The organism is Acinetobacter chinensis, from assembly GCF_002165375.2.
GTDB lineage: Bacteria > Pseudomonadota > Gammaproteobacteria > Pseudomonadales > Moraxellaceae > Acinetobacter > Acinetobacter chinensis.
The window spans coordinates 2,352,085-2,366,717 of record NZ_CP032134.1 but is presented as its reverse complement, the minus strand read 5'-3'; the positions used below and the strand labels follow the sequence as shown (position 1 = coordinate 2,366,717).

The window sequence follows — 14,633 nt, the reverse complement described above, 5'->3', positions numbered from 1 at the left end:
GAAAAGAGGTCATGACGGAACCGACTGCATCAAGTACAGCAACTTATGGATTGGTAACAAATTTAGCAGGGGGTGGAATGGTTTTGTATGGGGGGCTGTCTACGACAGAGTGGATGGCCGTGCTGGGTGCGTTATGTGCCATAGTTGGTCTGGTTATTCAAGCTGTTGCTGCTTATCGCAAAGATCAGCGCGATGAAGAACTGCACGATAAACGAATGCATGAGAAAGAATATGACGAATAAGGCAAGACTATTTGTAGCTGGTTCAACTATAGCCGCCGCCGTAACTGGCGGTTTTTTTATATATGGACCAAGCAATCAACAGGTGCTTTCAACAGCACAGAAAGAAGGCTTTACTGCAAAGCCGGTTATTCCGACCAAAAATGACGTGCCGACCATCGGCTTTGGTACAACGATTTATCCCGATGGTACAAAAGTAAAAATGACTGATTCTGCTGTAACGCGGGAGCAGGGCATGTATTTCTTGCGTCATTATTTGAACACTGATGCTAAAAAATTCAATAAGACAATTCAGAATATTCCGATTTATCAACATGAATATGATGCATTCATTGATTTTTCGTATCAGTTCGGGATCGGCAACTGGTCTAAATCTTCAATGCTTACAAATCTGAAAGTGGGAAAATATAAAGCAGCTTGTGATTCTCTTTTGAAATACAGGTTTTCAGGTGGTTATGACTGTTCGACACCGGGCAATAAGCGTTGTGCTGGTGTCTGGAGCCGGCAGCTTGAACGTCATCAGAAGTGCATGGGGGCGCAGTAGATGCCAATATTTTTAATTATGTGGAAATACAAAAAATGGATCGCTATTGCGGTCTTTATTTTTTTGTATCTGGGTCAGATCGCGTATACAAATCACATCGCAGGCAAGCTGAATGCAGCTGAACAAAAGTGTGCTCAGAAAATACGTGGCATCGAACAAAAGCAGCTTAAAGCCTTGGCTGATAAGCAAAATGAAGTAAATAAAGTGAGTGCAGATTATGAAACACTTAAATCAGAACAGCGTGTGCGTGTTGAAACAGTCACACGCGAAGTTCAGAAAGTTATTGAGCGCCCTGTTTATCAGCAGCATTGTTTTGATGATGACGGGGTGCAACTCATCAACTCACTTATCACCGAACCTGCCAGCAAACCTCCTTGAGCCGTGCCCGGATCTTCAAAAATTGGAGTCAGGGCAGGGTAAAGTGGCTTTGGTTTGGTCGATTGATGTGATATCTAAATACAATGACTGTAAAGCGCGACACGGTGCAATTGTAAAAGCCCTCAATTGAGGGCTTCTTATTTAAGTTATTGAATAAGAATAATTATTTTATAATGGAACTAAATAGAGTTTTGTTAAATCTGATTCAACTGTATTCATCTCTAAAACAACAATGTTCCTACTCCCTTGATTTTTTTGATAGACTTTGCTTTAGATAATTATGCATGGAAAAAGTATGGACTTTGAACAAGCAGCAGATGTTGCAATAAATAATGCAAAAAAACTATTACCGAGAGCTAAGGATTTTAGTTTGGAGGGAATAATGTTAGTTGGTTCAAATTATGAAGTGAGCTTAAGTTATCTGATTGAGGGTGAAGATCCTTTAGATAGGAGTACTCAAGATAGTGCACCTGGTTTAGGGGCATTATTAAAAATTATGGGCCGACGCAGAGAAGAAAAAGTATTTATTGTGAGCAATACTGGAGAATTTAAAGGTTTTAGAAATATTAGAAAATAATATTATTTCAATGGTTTAGGTGTAAATGAAGAAACTTATAATAGATACCAATTTGTTGATTTTATATGTTGTGGGTTCGATTGATAATGCTAAACAAATTGAAAATTCTCGACATTTAAGTGGCTTTACCGTAAAACATTACGATTTTCTTTTAGAACTTATGGAGGATTACGATGAATTTTATTTTACTCCGTACATTGCTACAGAAACCTCAAATCTCTTGCATAGAGATTTTCATGGTTGGGTTAAGACACAAGTATTTGTTTTCTTGAGAACATTGTTTACAGAAGTTTTCAAAATTATTGAAGCTATTCCTCAGCGAGATACACAGGGCTTTACTTTTGAAAGGTACGGATTAACTGACAATTCATTAATTCATCTTATTAATGACTATGTGATTCTTACAAATGATCAAGATATACCCAATGCACTTTATGGAATTAAGCCAGAAAATGTTTTGTACTATAAACTTTTGTGGGAAGTCGAGCAGAGTAAAAAATAATGGCTATGCGGAATAAGTAGTGGAATTTAGTTTTTAAGTAAAATCTCTATTTCGGAATATCATGTGTAATCTATCGTGCATCGACAAATGGAAAATAAAGCAATATTATGCTTGCTTGTTTGTCGGGTGTACGACATAATGAGTTCATAGACAGGAGATGCTGAAATGAAATTATTCCACACAAGCCCAAAAGAAATTACAAAAATTGACCGCTTTGGTACTTTTGATGATTGTTTGTTTTTTTCAGTAGAGCCTTATTCAATGTCGGTTGGCGAAGTAATCACTTATTCAATTAATGCTGAAAATATGAACTTTGTAGAAGCTTGTGATTTACATGATGATGAAATAATTGCTGAAATCGCTGAACGTTTCGAAACCGATGAAGATACAGCAGAATCATTACTTGATGGCTCTGACAGCGTTTGGAATCATGACTTTGCAGATGCAGATAATGATTGGTACATTCAAGCTAAACGTGGCGAATGTGCTAAAAAAATGGGTTTTGATGGTTGTTTAGATCAAGATGAACAAGGTGGTGTTTACATTATTCCTATGCTTGAACGTGAATCTATCTTAGTTAAGGAGTGATCAGTGGAAGTTAAAATTGATCGTAAGAAAAAATATGAAGATAAGCGTGTAAAAATGACAGTTTCATTCAATCCAGATATTGATGCTGATTTAATTACGCTTGCCAAGTCTAAGAATTTTAGCGAATGGGTTAAGCAAAAATTAAAAGAAGAATCACTTAAATAGAGGAATTCCAATAATAGACTCCACTAAATTTGAATTATTTTCGACTTAAACAGAATCATAATTTCCACACGATATTCCGTATAGCCGAAATAATGAATTATTATTTCAACCTGCGACAGAGTCGCATCAGTTTATAAGTAAGTATATGAATTTAATTTTGATATGCTTCCTTTGACATAGTAGAGCTAAAGCTTTCCGAAAACTAATGCGTGTTGGTTGTGCACTAAGTATTGTGGACTCGAACCCAGAGCATTTTTTATTTTAGTAGTATGTTTAGCGGTACTAAATATTATTAACAATAATAAAATATTATAAAACAAAAACTTGTTTTTATATTCTTGTGCACGCTGAGCGCACCATTTATCCCTTCGTTTCTTTTTTCAGTATCTATATAAAACAGACTGATTTTTCTTTTATTGCTTTTATTATCTGTCTTTTTTCGCAATCAATTTTTTCATCTGTCAGATCATAACTTTTTTACCTGTGTCATTTGTTTGCTCAGACGGTAGATATTTATTGGTAAAATATATTGTGCAAGGCAGTTTCTGCCGATTCAGTTAGCTCAGATCAACAGATGACTGCGGATTATTGTTAAAACTGTAAACTCTGATTCTCTGTCTCTGAAATCATTCAGATTGATGATATTAAATAAAAAAAATAAGGATGCAACTGAGTCTGAAAATAATGATTTGAAAGTCTGTTTTTATCAACACACAGGGATTTATTGTACTGGTTTATATGTGAAGCAGAACTGGATTATTAATTGATACTGTATGTGATTTTATCGTGCAGTAATATAACTGATTGCAGTTGTTATTTCAGTAACATAATTAAAGTTGAAATGTATAAATAAGTAACAGTGTCTTGGCAGATTAAAACTGGTGAATTATAGTGAATTTATCAGCAGACTTTGATGAAGTACTGCTATATAAGTTGGACGGATCAATGACAGCTGTTAGAGATGGATCCGTAAATTTGAACAACTCCTATAAGTGATATTCTGCTCCTCAAATGATGTTATAAACATCAATATATGGAGTATTTTATGGCACGTAGACCAAGAAGAAATCATTCAAATGATTTTAAAGCTAAGGTAGCACTTGCTGCGATTAAAGCAGAAAAAACACTTGCTGAATTGAGTGCTGAGTTTGATGTTCATCAAAACCAAATTATTGACTGGAAAAATCAATTGATCTCAGCTTCCTCGCAAGCTTTCGATCAATCAAAAGCTCCAACAGAACCACCCATCGATCTAAAAAAACTACATGCAAAAATCGGTGAGCAGGCATTAGAAATTGATTTTTTAGAAGGTGTGTTGAAGAAACTGGGCCGCTTCAACCACAAAAGTTAATCGACGACTCACTTCAGATTTCAGTATCTAAGCAAGCTAAGCTGCTGAAAGTCTCCCGTGGTTGTTATTACTATCGCCCAAAACCTGTGAGTGCATCAGATCTGAAGCTGATGCGATGTATTGATGAATTACATATGCAATATCCTTTTGCAGGCAGTCGTATGATGCGTGATTTGTTGAATCGTCAAGGACATCATATAGGACGACGTCATACACGTACTTTAATGAAGAAAATGGGTATTCAGGCGTTATATTGCAAACCAAATTTAAGCCAGGCTAATCAAGCTCACCGTAAATATCCATATCTGCTCAAAGGGTTGGCTATTCAGCGCAGTAATCAAGTGTGGTCTACGGATATAACGTATATCCCTATGGCAAAAGGCTTTGTTTATTTATGTGCTGTGATTGATTGGCATAGCCGCAAGGTACTTGCGCATAGGGTATCGATTAGTATGGAGGTGGATTTTTGTATTTCGGCTTTAAATGAAGCGATTGAAAAATATGGTCGACCTGAAATATTTAATACAGACCAAGGCAGCCAGTTTACCAGTGATGCATTTATTGATGTATTGAAATCAAATGGCATTCAAATCAGTATGGATGGTAAAGGTCGATGGGTAGATAATGTGATGGTTGAACGATTATGGCGGAGCGTTAAATATGAAGAGGTGTATCTCAAAGCTTATAGCAGTGTCACAGATGCGAAAAAGCAATTAAGTGCATATTTTGAGTTTTATAATTTGAAACGACCTCATTCGAGTCTAGACAAAATGACACCAAATGAGTTTTACTATGATCAGCTACCCCAACAAAACAAGGTGGCTTAACTAGAGCGGAATATCACTTATAAATACGCTTTTAGTTGTTCAAACAAGTGGGACCACCTCTGTTTGAGTTTAAAGCCTCCAGGTTTAACAATAGAATCAGCACTAGCCATCCAACATAAAAGCCCGCAGAAATGTGGGCTTTTTTTGTTTGATTTTAAAGCTTAAATAAAAAATATCTGTCGATTCACACAGAATAATGCGGTTAGGAACCATGTAAACAGAACAATTACATTGCCAAGAAATCTAACATTTCAGTTGTGATCAGTGCGCTGTAAGCATGCTATAACAAAGATCCACTTTTAGCTCTGGAAAGAAAAATGTCTAAATTAATACAGGTTAAGATCAGTGATCAATATAATAATATTCAGGATGTTCAGGCGTTGTTAAGAAAAATTCCTGAAAATTCAAATGCTGAGGAATGGTCACTTTTTCAAAAAATTGAACATATTATTGTGGATGGAGAAATTATTTTACCCAGTATTGAGCTTCTGTTTGAAAGCACTAAAACAGACAGTATTTATAAAGTTGTTGAGTAATTATTTTTATCTGATTCTATATATTAAGGAGGGGAATGCCTGAAAGTATTTTCAATACAGGGTTAAACCCTGATCTAAAAAAGCCCACCGAAGTGAGCAGGGGCTGAACTGTTAAATTAACTGTACATTAACATCATACTTTTTTAATTCATGGATTAAAGCCACCAGTATGTCCTGTCCGGTCTGATCTTCTGCCGTAAAAAAGCATTCTTTTCCATTATGACCTTCATAGCATTCGATCAGCTGAATCAGCCATTGGTTATCATCACTTGTGCTTTGTATTGTGATCCTGCTCGGCTGTATGGAGTCACTGATCTGACGTGGCAGTACACTGGTGATACCGAGCTGTACAGGGGCAACTGAATCTGAAGGGCTTAAAAATGTAATCACCCAGTTGCCAATTTTATTTAACTGGGTTGGATTGTCAAAACTGTCAAATTCCAGAAAATGTGATACAGACATCCGTATCTCTCCCCATAAAAAGGGAAGTATAGAAATTTTTTGATTTACTGTTGTTTAGACCAAAGAGGTGTAAATACTGACAGTGTTGAGTATTTTAGCTGCAACTGTATTTATATTAATAAATTTCAATGAACTGTTATGTTTTATTGCGCGCCTTTTAGACTTTAAATCAATGTGTGTGTATAAAAAATGTATTAATCAGGCTGTGATCAATGGATTGCTTCTTTGTTCAATGAGGAGTTGATCTGCTGATAAATCTGGTTCAGTTCAGTTGAGCTGATTCTGCTTTCCTGGAGAGAAGTGATCCATTGCATCTGACACAGTTTCAGACCACGGCGGTCTGATGTCGCCTGAATCCGTAAAATCAGCTGTTGAGCCATTAACCCACAATAAGACCGTAGCGAGTCTGTCATCAGAAGTTTGATTTCTTCAAAACTGAGTGGTTCTGGATGAATCTGTAATGCAGGGGAGTGTTCTGCATTAAGGGTACTGTTGGGTGCAGGAATATGAGGTGTTTCAGGGGGTTCGACCAGGGGCTGTATAGCGGTAGGAATCTCATTACTGTCCTGAACAGCAGGATCAGGAGAAAGCGGAATATTCTGTTTGAAATGTTCAATCAGCCCCATGTCTTTCAGTTGGTGAATCAGTTCTGGAGGTGCCAGGCGTTGTTTAAGATTGTCATTTAACAGTTTAAAGTCTTCAGTTCCAATTAACAGAAGTAATCTACGCTGACGGGCGTTCAGTTCAATATTACGGTTTTTGACAGCCGTCTGACCCAGTTCAGTTTTATGAAAATTAAACATGCCCTAATTTACTCCCCAGAATTGTAAATTAAGGCACACTATAAAGTGAGAAGATTACATGATTGTTAAAATATTAAATAAATCATGAATTTAAACTGTGATTAAGTTTGCATTTTCCAGTGCTTTGCGCAGATATGGATCAAGATCACCCTGCTTCATCAGCCACTGTACATAATCCTGAGGCAAATCCTGTACAGGAGTACCACGGTGTTTACCAAAATTGATCACACGCGGAATACGTGCATCTTCCGATGCAGCAAATAATTCTTCGATACTGTTTATTTTTAACTGGTGAACAACATGCATCAGAATATTGGCAGTCAGAATAATATCCATATCTGCCCGATGTGCTTTTTTAATCATGTCCCGCGCTTTTGCACTGCCTTTACTGATCATATAGATCAGTGCGGAAATGTTATGTGCTTCAGCATCAGGCCAGACCAGGCGTGCCAGCGCCAGTGTACAGATGGCTTTGATGGATGAGGTATCTACACCACATTTCTGAATGGCCAGAATGTCATAATCAATATTATGACCAATAATATAGGTCGTTTCTTCAGGCAGGCTGAAACTGGTGAAATGAGGCTGATCGGCTATATCAGATTCAAGGATATGGTGAACTGCCATTGCCGCGTATGAAATCGGCTCGTCCACACTGTACAGCTGGTCAAAAATCCTGCTTTTATCCAGGCTCAGTTTTCCATCTGCAATCTGAACAGGGGCATACGCAACTTCTATCGGCTGCCCGTTTAAAGTGTGGGTTTCAGTATCCAGGATAATTGCCTGCATGTTCCAACCTTGATCTCATTAAAACTGTATCCAGTTTATCATTTTAGGCAATGCTGAAACAGCTGTTTTATTATATTTCAATATACTGATGATGCTGTTTTCTGAATTTATAAAAGAAATGAAATAAAGAGCGGACTGATATTTATTTTTATGACTGGATTTTCCCGATGAATAAGATGAATTACGTGTTGTCCTTCTGTTGAAAATGGCGTAAATATTTAAGTTATGGATTTTTGAATAATAAATAAGGAAATGACATCATGAAAAAAAGTCTGTTGACGGTTTTACTGAGCAGCTCAGTACTGTTGCTGAGTGCATGTGGTGGTGGCGATGGAGATACAAGCTACGTCATTTCAAAACCAGGGGATGATATTCCGCTGAATAATATTGCAAATCCTGTGGTCACAGTTGAAGACTATACAAAAGACAGCATGACCGATGCAGCTGCGATCAGCAAGTTAATGACCTACAAAATGCTGGGTGTGGACGGTAAGGAAGTGAATGCAACAGCCCTTGTTTTTACGCCAAAAATTGCTGCTCCTGTGGGAGGATGGCCGATTGTGGTCTGGGCGCACGGTACAACGGGTGTTGCAGATAAGTGTGCTCCAAGTGCACAGGGGTTGCAGGGAACGGAAGCATTATTGAAATTACTGCTGGCACAGGGCTATGTGGTGGTAGCACCGGATTATGAAGGTCTGGGTTCTGCTGGAAATCACCCGTTCCTGAATCTGAAAAGTGAAGCATTTTCAATTACAGATGCTGTAGTTGCAACCCGAAATTACCTGAAAGCTCAGAATCTGGCGGCCAGTGATAAATGGGTCAGTATTGGACACTCACAGGGTGGACATGCTGTTCTGGGAGCTGCACAGTACGCTGCCCGAGCTCAGCTGGATTATAAAGGGACGGTTGCAATTGCACCTGCATCAAATCTGGCTTTGATATTATCCGTTGGTGAAACTCAGGCAGCACAGAAACCGCTTCCTGAACAGATTGGGATGCTGGCTCAGCTGGATACTTATACTTCTTTGATTGTTGCAGGTATGCAGGGGTATAAAACGACTGTCAGTTATTCTCAGGTTTTTCAGCCCGATACTGCAGAAATTGCTCCTGTAGCAGAAACAGAATGTGGTGGTACAGTAGGACAGGCACTGGGTAACGGGATGCTGGATTATGCGCAGGGTTCTATAGGTATGGGATCTTTAAAGGGGTACGGAAGAACTCAGAGTAAGTTTATGGAAATACCTGTGATACAGGAGTTTCTTGAAAAGGGATCACAGCCGGGTCTTGTAAAACTGAATCAGAAGGTGATTATTTATCAGGGTGAGGCAGATACAACAGTGCCATCAGCAGCTACAGATATATTGAACGGAGCAATGAAAAATAAAGGAAGTAGTGTCACCTATATTTCAAATAAAACGTGGGATCACAAGACCGTCTATACACAAAATTTCAGCAGTTTTGTTCAGGATATTGGTGGTTTATTGAATCAGTAGCAGAAACTGAATATTTGTGTTCCGATTTTTTCAGGTATGTATTCAGTGAGTTTAAAAAGATGTTTTTTTGCTGAAACTGACTGAATAAAAGAATTGTGATCAAAAAGCTCATTCTGAATCTCAGGATGAGCTTTTTTTATGTAAAACTGAGCAAAGTTCATTCCTTATTTGTATGAACTTCATGTTACAATATGCGCCAATCTTAGCACGGCTTAAAAGCCCTAATTCATAGGACCTCGCTAATGTTCGCCAATATCTCTATTTCTGAATTTGATCCAGAAATTGCTAAAGCAATTACTCAGGAAGATGCTCGTCAAGAAGCTCATATTGAGTTAATCGCATCTGAAAACTATTGCTCACCGGCAGTAATGGAAGCTCAGGGATCAAAACTCACTAACAAATATGCGGAAGGTTATCCAGGCAAACGCTATTACGGCGGTTGTGAATATGTAGACGTGATCGAGCAATTGGCGATTGACCGTGCTAAAGAATTATTCGGCGCAGATTATGCCAACGTTCAGCCACACGCTGGTTCTCAGGCAAACTCAGCAGTGTATTTAGCGCTTCTGAACCCGGGCGATACAGTACTGGGTATGAGCCTTGCTCACGGTGGTCACCTGACTCACGGTGCAAAAGTAAGCTTCTCTGGTAAAACATATAACGCAGTTCAGTACGGTTTAAACCCAGAAACTGGCGAAATTGATTACGAAGAAGTTGAGCGTTTAGCTGTAGAACACAAACCACGTATGATCGTGGCTGGTTTCTCTGCTTATAGTCAGATTGTTGACTGGCAGCGTTTCCGTGATATCGCGGACAAAGTTGGTGCATATTTATTCGTAGATATGGCGCACGTTGCAGGTCTGGTTGCTGCGGGTGTTTACCCAAGCCCAGTAAAAATTGCTGACGTAACGACAACGACGACTCATAAAACACTTCGTGGTCCACGTTCAGGTCTGATCCTGGCGAAAGCAAACGAAGAGATTGAGAAAAAACTTCAGTCTGCTGTATTCCCAGGTAACCAGGGTGGCCCATTGGTTCATGCTGTTGCCGCTAAAGCAATCTGCTTTAAAGAAGCAATGGCTCCTGAATATAAAGAATATCAGAAGCAGGTTGTTGTTAATGCTAAAGCGATGGCTGAAGTATTAATTGCACGTGGTTATGATGTTGTATCTGGCGGTACTGAAAACCACCTGTTCCTGTTGTCTTTAATCAAACAGGATGTCACTGGTAAAGAAGCTGATGCATGGTTAGGCGCTGCTCACATTACTGTGAACAAAAACTCTGTTCCTAACGACCCACGCTCTCCATTTGTGACTTCAGGTATCCGTATCGGTACACCTGCTGTGACTACACGTGGTTTCGGTGAAGCTGAAGTTCGTGACCTGGCTGGCTGGATTGCAGATATTCTGGATGCAAAAGGTGATGAAGCAGTCATCAATACTGTGAAAGCGAAAGTTGAAGCGGTATGTGCTAAATTCCCAGTTTATGCAAAATAAGACATTTTGCTGAAAACTGAAAAAGCCTCCTGATAAAGGAGGCTTTTTTTATTTTTTAAAGCTGAATTCACTGGGCTGAACGGTCGGGAAAATTCCTGGATACGGATGTTTTCCTGGGGAATAATAATTTTTCCAGATTCTCTCAGGTTCAGCGATGGACTGTTCAAAATGATGAAGTCCCTCATAAAAAGCACCCATACTGTTGTAAATCTCCTGCATATGGGTTTCTGTGCTGATGTCTGAGCTGAACATGTAGGGCTGTAAAATGCAGAACCCACGATAATCATCTGATTCAAAAAATGGAATATTCAGGCATAAGTTCATACTGCTTGTTGTAAAGTCACGAATATTCAGCGTGATTGCCTGAGTACAGAGATGTGGCAGGTAGACCTGTGTGACATAGCCTAAAGCATTGTATTCATGCTGATCTGAGTTGCTGTGCAGTTGTTTGAGTGCATGATCCACGCTATCAGGATGACTGATAAATGTATTTCCCTGTGGGAAACTGGTCGGTGTCACGGCGGTACTGCGCTGTTCAGCTGTATTGAACAGTTGCTGAAACAGATAACCTGCGAGCCTGCCTGCCTGAAAGAGTACATTGTAAAATGGACTGGCAGTTGTGGGAGAAAGATGCGGTACCAGGTAAATGGGCGTACTTTCTGAACGGATTTTATCAACCATATTGGCTGTATAAATTTTACTGCTGGTCTGAACCAAAGGACTGAACAGGAAATCGCAGACATGCTGGGCAACAAAAACCAGATGTTGATTGATCTGAGCAACCCGTAAATGACCAATATAATCCCGTGCTGTTTTATCAATAATATTATTTTTTTGCTCAGGTGGAAGCCAGCGTAAAGTTGCAGCAGACTGTTGTGCAATAATGCGCCCTAAATAGCCACTGACAAATAAAATGAAATTATGGTTTTCAGGTTTCTTTAAGAAGGCTTCAGGCATCAGTCTGTATTGCTGCCGGATTTCTCTGAGCAGTTCATCCAGACGATCCAGGCTGTCTGTTGAATAATCAAGATTGCATAGGTTGATCAGAGGCTGAAAAGTATTTTCCTTGTCCAGAGGATAGTTTTTTAAATACATTTTCTGTAAAAAATGCATTTCTTTATTATAGGCTTCAGTTTCTGCAACATGTCTGAGTAGATGACTCAAAATACGTGCTTCAATTTTCTGGCTGACTGAGGGTGTCAGCTCTTCACTGACTGAAAGATGCTGGTACAGTAACTGCAGAGGAAAGAAAGCCTGCTGATCGTCCATGACAGCATAACTGTGCAGCAGATTGTCCAGAGGAGTGGAGCATACCTGGTCAGAATTGCTGAAAATTTCAGCCTGACTGAACCAGATTTCAGGTTTTCCTGTTTTCTGACAGAAAAAAGCACCAATATAGCTTGCAATTAAAATTAAAGCATTTACCTTGGTCGGGTCTGAAGTAAAGTCTTCATTCAGTGGACCAACCTGCTTCCTGTAGGCGGTGATCATCTGATCCAGACGTTGCAGGCATTCAAAACTGCCGTCAAAATGGACAGTGAGCAGAGCAGAATGTATATAAAACTCCCGACTGTGATTCGGATTATGGAATTTACGACGTATATTTTGCATAAATTCTGTTGAGCTGATACCGTCTGTATTTATTAATGCCATCCCTGTCATTTTTATTCTCGAACAAATTTATGTATTTAAAACATACAATAAATAAATTTTTCTTTGAAGTGGGCGATACAGATATTTATTTGTAAATACAGGATTCTGTGTTAAGAATTTAAAGCATACCGATTTAATTTTTTGTTAGTGCCAGAAAATGGTTTTCTGGTACTCAGGAGTGATGTTATGGACAAACCAAATATTGTTATTTCAGAACAGGATCTGCATCGTTTGGAAACAATGCTGGAACATCAGTCCACACTGACTCCAACGATGCAGCATCTTGAAGATGAGCTGGCACGGGCAGAAGTGGTCAAGCCTGAAGATGTTCCTGGAAATGTGGTCAGCATGAATGCCCGTGTTCTGATTACGATTGCACCAGCTGAAGAACCCACTGAAATAGTACTGGTTTATCCACACGATTTTAAAGGTGAGAAAGGTCAGGTCAATGTGATTGCACCTGTGGGTGCTGCGATTCTGGGACTGGCTGAAGGACAGGAAATTGAATGGCCTCAGCCAGATGGACACCTGATGAAAGTCAGAATTGAAAAAGTGCTGTATCAGCCTGAACGTGAAGGGAATTATATTTAAGGCATAGCGGTCAGTGAGAAACTGGCAGAATACGCAAAAGGCTCTGATTTTATTAATCAGAGCCTTTTTAGTTTCAGCTGATGAATGGATCAGAAGCCCGAGGTAGTCCCTTTGGCAGGGAAATTAAACTCATGCTGTACATCCAGCTGAAAACTCTGAGCCGGCTGGAGTACTGTCTGCCAGCTGTTGATCCCAGGCTGACCATTCCAGCTGGTTTGTGAGGGTGGCAGACTGTAAGTGGATTGTGTATTGAGTTTTCCATTCTGACTCTGTGGGGATGATTCAAACAGCACCAGGTTTACAGGATAGCGATGCAGGTTTTTAACCGTGTACTGCTGTTTCTGAACCGTGGCGGACTGAGTTTTCCCAGCAGGGCTTTTCTTGTTGCTCAGATCCGTTACCTGAATCTGGATCTGATCATCGATGCCAAAGCTCATCTGCAGTGAACTTTCCGCATGGTTGTTCCAGTTCCGTTGCCCGATATAATCACCATCACGGTATAAACGCACCATACCTGATGGCCAGTTGTTACCCTGTGCAGGAATTTCAACATTGACTGTTGCCTGAGTACTTTGCTTTGGAATAGCCCAGACCGAGAGTTTTGCAGGATACTGTTCAGTACTCAGCGGCAGATAAATCAGCTGCGGACTGCTTGGAACAGAGGCTTTGGTTGACGATCTGAATTCTGTACTGAAATTTTGCTCACTGGCTTCAAACTGTGGGAAACCAGGTTCTGGATTGTCCCGTCCTGCAGCCTGCATTTTTGCTGATGCACGACCATAAGCCATTTCTGCCATAGCGACAGGTGCAGGCATCGGTCTGATGGGTTCAGGTTCGTAGTAATTGACCCACCACGGCGCTGGACTGATCTGTTCTACATAGTTCTGTGGGGTGGACGTGGAAAGAGTCAGTTTGATATTGTTCCAGTCTTCTCCCGTTTTCTGGGCAATCATTGCCATTCGGCTTAGTTTCAGCTGCTGTGTTTTAGAGTCCAGTTCAGCTTTATAAACAGGTTGCCAGCGTGCATAGGGAATCATATAGCTGATATGGATTTCACCGTTTTGTGGTGCATTGACATGAAATTTCAGGGTTCTCTGATTAAAACCATGATCGCCAATCGCGTTCAGATCCTGTTCAAGTTCATTCAGTCGCTGGGTCAGTTTTTCTTTTTTAATTTTAGCTTCATCTATCGCTATAAATGCCTGATATGCCTGCTTCTGCACTTTTCTGGCAGAACCTTTGGTAATGTTGGTGAGAAATTTATTCTGAAGTTCAGCGGACTGAATAATCGCATTCTGTGCTGAAATCTGATCACGAACCTGTTCAATTTCTGTCTTTAACTGGCTGGACTCATTGCCGGCAGGTTTGTCCAGTGCGCTGTCGGTATGTGAGACAGCATTTACATCTATACCTGAGGTCTGATACTGCAACTGATTGATATCAAAATTGGCTGCGAGTCCCTGCAGACTGACCAGCTGCTCACCAGATTTCACTTTAATGCTGCGTTCAATTTTTGCAGCGCCAGGATACAGTGTGACCTGCTGTATCGGAGCATCTGCTGTTGTCAGTGCAGACACCTGAAAACTTAAACTGAACAGCCCAAGCAGGGTTGGGAGAAAATAAGTGTTTTTCATTCTTA

The 14,633-nt window shown here is 39.9% G+C and carries 17 protein-coding genes; 12 read left to right on the top strand and 5 right to left on the bottom strand.

Annotated features, from left to right (window positions below):
- The first annotated feature begins 11 nt into the window (after positions 1-11).
- The 9 genes from CDG60_RS12185 (at position 12) to CDG60_RS12145 (ending at position 5,707) form a co-directional block, all read left to right on the top strand.
- Positions 12-242, top strand: a complete 231-nt coding sequence (locus tag CDG60_RS12185) for a phage holin family protein (protein WP_087511740.1) — start codon at positions 12-14, stop codon at positions 240-242.
- Positions 232-783, top strand: a complete 552-nt coding sequence (locus CDG60_RS12180) for a glycoside hydrolase family protein (RefSeq protein WP_087511739.1) — start codon at positions 232-234, stop codon at positions 781-783. The genes CDG60_RS12185 and CDG60_RS12180 overlap by 11 nt, the downstream gene beginning before the upstream one ends.
- Positions 784-1,161, top strand: coding sequence for a hypothetical protein (locus CDG60_RS12175; RefSeq protein WP_087511738.1), 378 nt, complete (start codon positions 784-786; stop codon positions 1,159-1,161).
- A gap of 295 nt (positions 1,162-1,456) precedes the next feature.
- On the top strand, positions 1,457-1,738 hold the full coding sequence (locus CDG60_RS12165) for a hypothetical protein (RefSeq protein WP_227542874.1): 282 nt from the start codon (positions 1,457-1,459) through the stop codon (positions 1,736-1,738).
- Positions 1,739-1,763: 25 nt separating this feature from the next.
- Positions 1,764-2,240 (top strand): PIN domain-containing protein, encoded by a 477-nt coding sequence (locus CDG60_RS12160; protein WP_087511735.1) that lies wholly within the window; start codon positions 1,764-1,766, stop codon positions 2,238-2,240.
- Between the two features lie 165 nt (positions 2,241-2,405).
- The gene (locus CDG60_RS12155) at positions 2,406-2,828 is read left to right on the top strand and encodes an AcrIF11 family anti-CRISPR ADP-ribosyltransferase (RefSeq protein WP_087511734.1); all 423 of its coding nucleotides are present in this window, start codon (positions 2,406-2,408) and stop codon (positions 2,826-2,828) included.
- Positions 2,829-2,831: 3 nt separating this feature from the next.
- Complete coding sequence (locus CDG60_RS18210) at positions 2,832-2,993, top strand: hypothetical protein (RefSeq protein WP_160117041.1); 162 nt, start codon at positions 2,832-2,834, stop codon at positions 2,991-2,993.
- A gap of 1,045 nt (positions 2,994-4,038) precedes the next feature.
- Positions 4,039-5,171 (top strand): IS3-like element ISAba14 family transposase gene (locus CDG60_RS12150; protein ID WP_223155595.1). Its coding sequence is split into 2 segments (ribosomal slippage): positions 4,039-4,291 and positions 4,291-5,171, totalling 1,134 coding nucleotides; the frame shifts between segments, so codons are not numbered across the junction.
- A 317-nt stretch (positions 5,172-5,488) separates the two neighbouring features.
- On the top strand, positions 5,489-5,707 hold the full coding sequence (locus tag CDG60_RS12145; protein WP_087512419.1) for a hypothetical protein: 219 nt from the start codon (positions 5,489-5,491) through the stop codon (positions 5,705-5,707).
- Positions 5,708-5,818: 111 nt separating this feature from the next.
- Here CDG60_RS12145 and CDG60_RS12140 read toward each other — a convergent pair whose 3' ends face one another.
- From CDG60_RS12140 to CDG60_RS12130, 3 genes are all read right to left on the bottom strand, one after another.
- Positions 5,819-6,169, bottom strand: coding sequence for a hypothetical protein (locus CDG60_RS12140; protein WP_087512420.1), 351 nt, complete (start codon positions 6,167-6,169; stop codon positions 5,819-5,821).
- A 209-nt stretch (positions 6,170-6,378) separates the two neighbouring features.
- Entirely contained in the window at positions 6,379-6,972 is a 594-nt protein-coding gene (locus CDG60_RS12135) for a hypothetical protein (protein ID WP_087512421.1), read from the bottom strand.
- A 90-nt stretch (positions 6,973-7,062) separates the two neighbouring features.
- A complete protein-coding gene (locus CDG60_RS12130; RefSeq protein WP_087512422.1) occupies positions 7,063-7,761 on the bottom strand; it encodes a putative quorum-sensing-regulated virulence factor in 699 nt (232 codons plus the stop codon).
- A 260-nt stretch (positions 7,762-8,021) separates the two neighbouring features.
- Here CDG60_RS12130 and CDG60_RS12125 point away from each other — a divergent pair, with 260 nt between their 5' ends.
- Both CDG60_RS12125 and glyA read left to right on the top strand, forming a co-directional pair.
- Positions 8,022-9,254: an alpha/beta hydrolase family protein gene (locus tag CDG60_RS12125; RefSeq protein ID WP_087512423.1), complete on the top strand. Its 1,233-nt coding sequence runs from the start codon at positions 8,022-8,024 to the stop codon at positions 9,252-9,254.
- Between the two features lie 242 nt (positions 9,255-9,496).
- Complete coding sequence (glyA, locus tag CDG60_RS12120; RefSeq protein ID WP_087512424.1) at positions 9,497-10,750, top strand: serine hydroxymethyltransferase; 1,254 nt, start codon at positions 9,497-9,499, stop codon at positions 10,748-10,750.
- A gap of 48 nt (positions 10,751-10,798) precedes the next feature.
- Here glyA and CDG60_RS12115 read toward each other — a convergent pair whose 3' ends face one another.
- The gene (locus CDG60_RS12115; RefSeq protein ID WP_160117039.1) at positions 10,799-12,361 is read right to left on the bottom strand and encodes a hypothetical protein; all 1,563 of its coding nucleotides are present in this window, start codon (positions 12,359-12,361) and stop codon (positions 10,799-10,801) included.
- Positions 12,362-12,589: 228 nt separating this feature from the next.
- Here CDG60_RS12115 and rnk point away from each other — a divergent pair, with 228 nt between their 5' ends.
- On the top strand, positions 12,590-12,994 hold the full coding sequence (rnk, locus tag CDG60_RS12110; RefSeq protein ID WP_087512426.1) for a nucleoside diphosphate kinase regulator: 405 nt from the start codon (positions 12,590-12,592) through the stop codon (positions 12,992-12,994).
- 89 nt (positions 12,995-13,083) lie between these two features.
- On the opposite strand, the gene CDG60_RS12105 is transcribed toward rnk, so the two are convergent.
- Positions 13,084-14,628: a DUF4139 domain-containing protein gene (locus CDG60_RS12105; protein WP_087512427.1), complete on the bottom strand. Its 1,545-nt coding sequence runs from the start codon at positions 14,626-14,628 to the stop codon at positions 13,084-13,086.
- Positions 14,629-14,633 lie beyond the last annotated feature (5 nt).

What these genes read in the sequence shown, in the direction of transcription:
- CDG60_RS12185 (WP_087511740.1), top strand. Translation starts at nt 12, where the DNA reads ATGACGGAACCGACTGCATCAAGTACAGCAACTTATGGATTGGTAACA.
- CDG60_RS12180 (WP_087511739.1), top strand. Translation starts at nt 232, where the DNA reads ATGACGAATAAGGCAAGACTATTTGTAGCTGGTTCAACTATAGCCGCC.
- CDG60_RS12175 (WP_087511738.1), top strand. Translation starts at nt 784, where the DNA reads ATGCCAATATTTTTAATTATGTGGAAATACAAAAAATGGATCGCTATT.
- CDG60_RS12165 (WP_227542874.1), top strand. Translation starts at nt 1,457, where the DNA reads ATGGACTTTGAACAAGCAGCAGATGTTGCAATAAATAATGCAAAAAAA.
- CDG60_RS12160 (WP_087511735.1), top strand. Translation starts at nt 1,764, where the DNA reads ATGAAGAAACTTATAATAGATACCAATTTGTTGATTTTATATGTTGTG.
- CDG60_RS12155 (WP_087511734.1), top strand. Translation starts at nt 2,406, where the DNA reads ATGAAATTATTCCACACAAGCCCAAAAGAAATTACAAAAATTGACCGC.
- CDG60_RS12145 (WP_087512419.1), top strand. Translation starts at nt 5,489, where the DNA reads ATGTCTAAATTAATACAGGTTAAGATCAGTGATCAATATAATAATATT.
- CDG60_RS12140 (WP_087512420.1), bottom strand. Translation starts at nt 6,169, where the DNA reads ATGTCTGTATCACATTTTCTGGAATTTGACAGTTTTGACAATCCAACC.
- CDG60_RS12135 (WP_087512421.1), bottom strand. Translation starts at nt 6,972, where the DNA reads ATGTTTAATTTTCATAAAACTGAACTGGGTCAGACGGCTGTCAAAAAC.
- CDG60_RS12130 (WP_087512422.1), bottom strand. Translation starts at nt 7,761, where the DNA reads ATGCAGGCAATTATCCTGGATACTGAAACCCACACTTTAAACGGGCAG.
- CDG60_RS12125 (WP_087512423.1), top strand. Translation starts at nt 8,022, where the DNA reads ATGAAAAAAAGTCTGTTGACGGTTTTACTGAGCAGCTCAGTACTGTTG.
- glyA (WP_087512424.1), top strand. Translation starts at nt 9,497, where the DNA reads ATGTTCGCCAATATCTCTATTTCTGAATTTGATCCAGAAATTGCTAAA.
- CDG60_RS12115 (WP_160117039.1), bottom strand. Translation starts at nt 12,361, where the DNA reads ATGCAAAATATACGTCGTAAATTCCATAATCCGAATCACAGTCGGGAG.
- rnk (WP_087512426.1), top strand. Translation starts at nt 12,590, where the DNA reads ATGGACAAACCAAATATTGTTATTTCAGAACAGGATCTGCATCGTTTG.
- CDG60_RS12105 (WP_087512427.1), bottom strand. Translation starts at nt 14,628, where the DNA reads ATGAAAAACACTTATTTTCTCCCAACCCTGCTTGGGCTGTTCAGTTTA.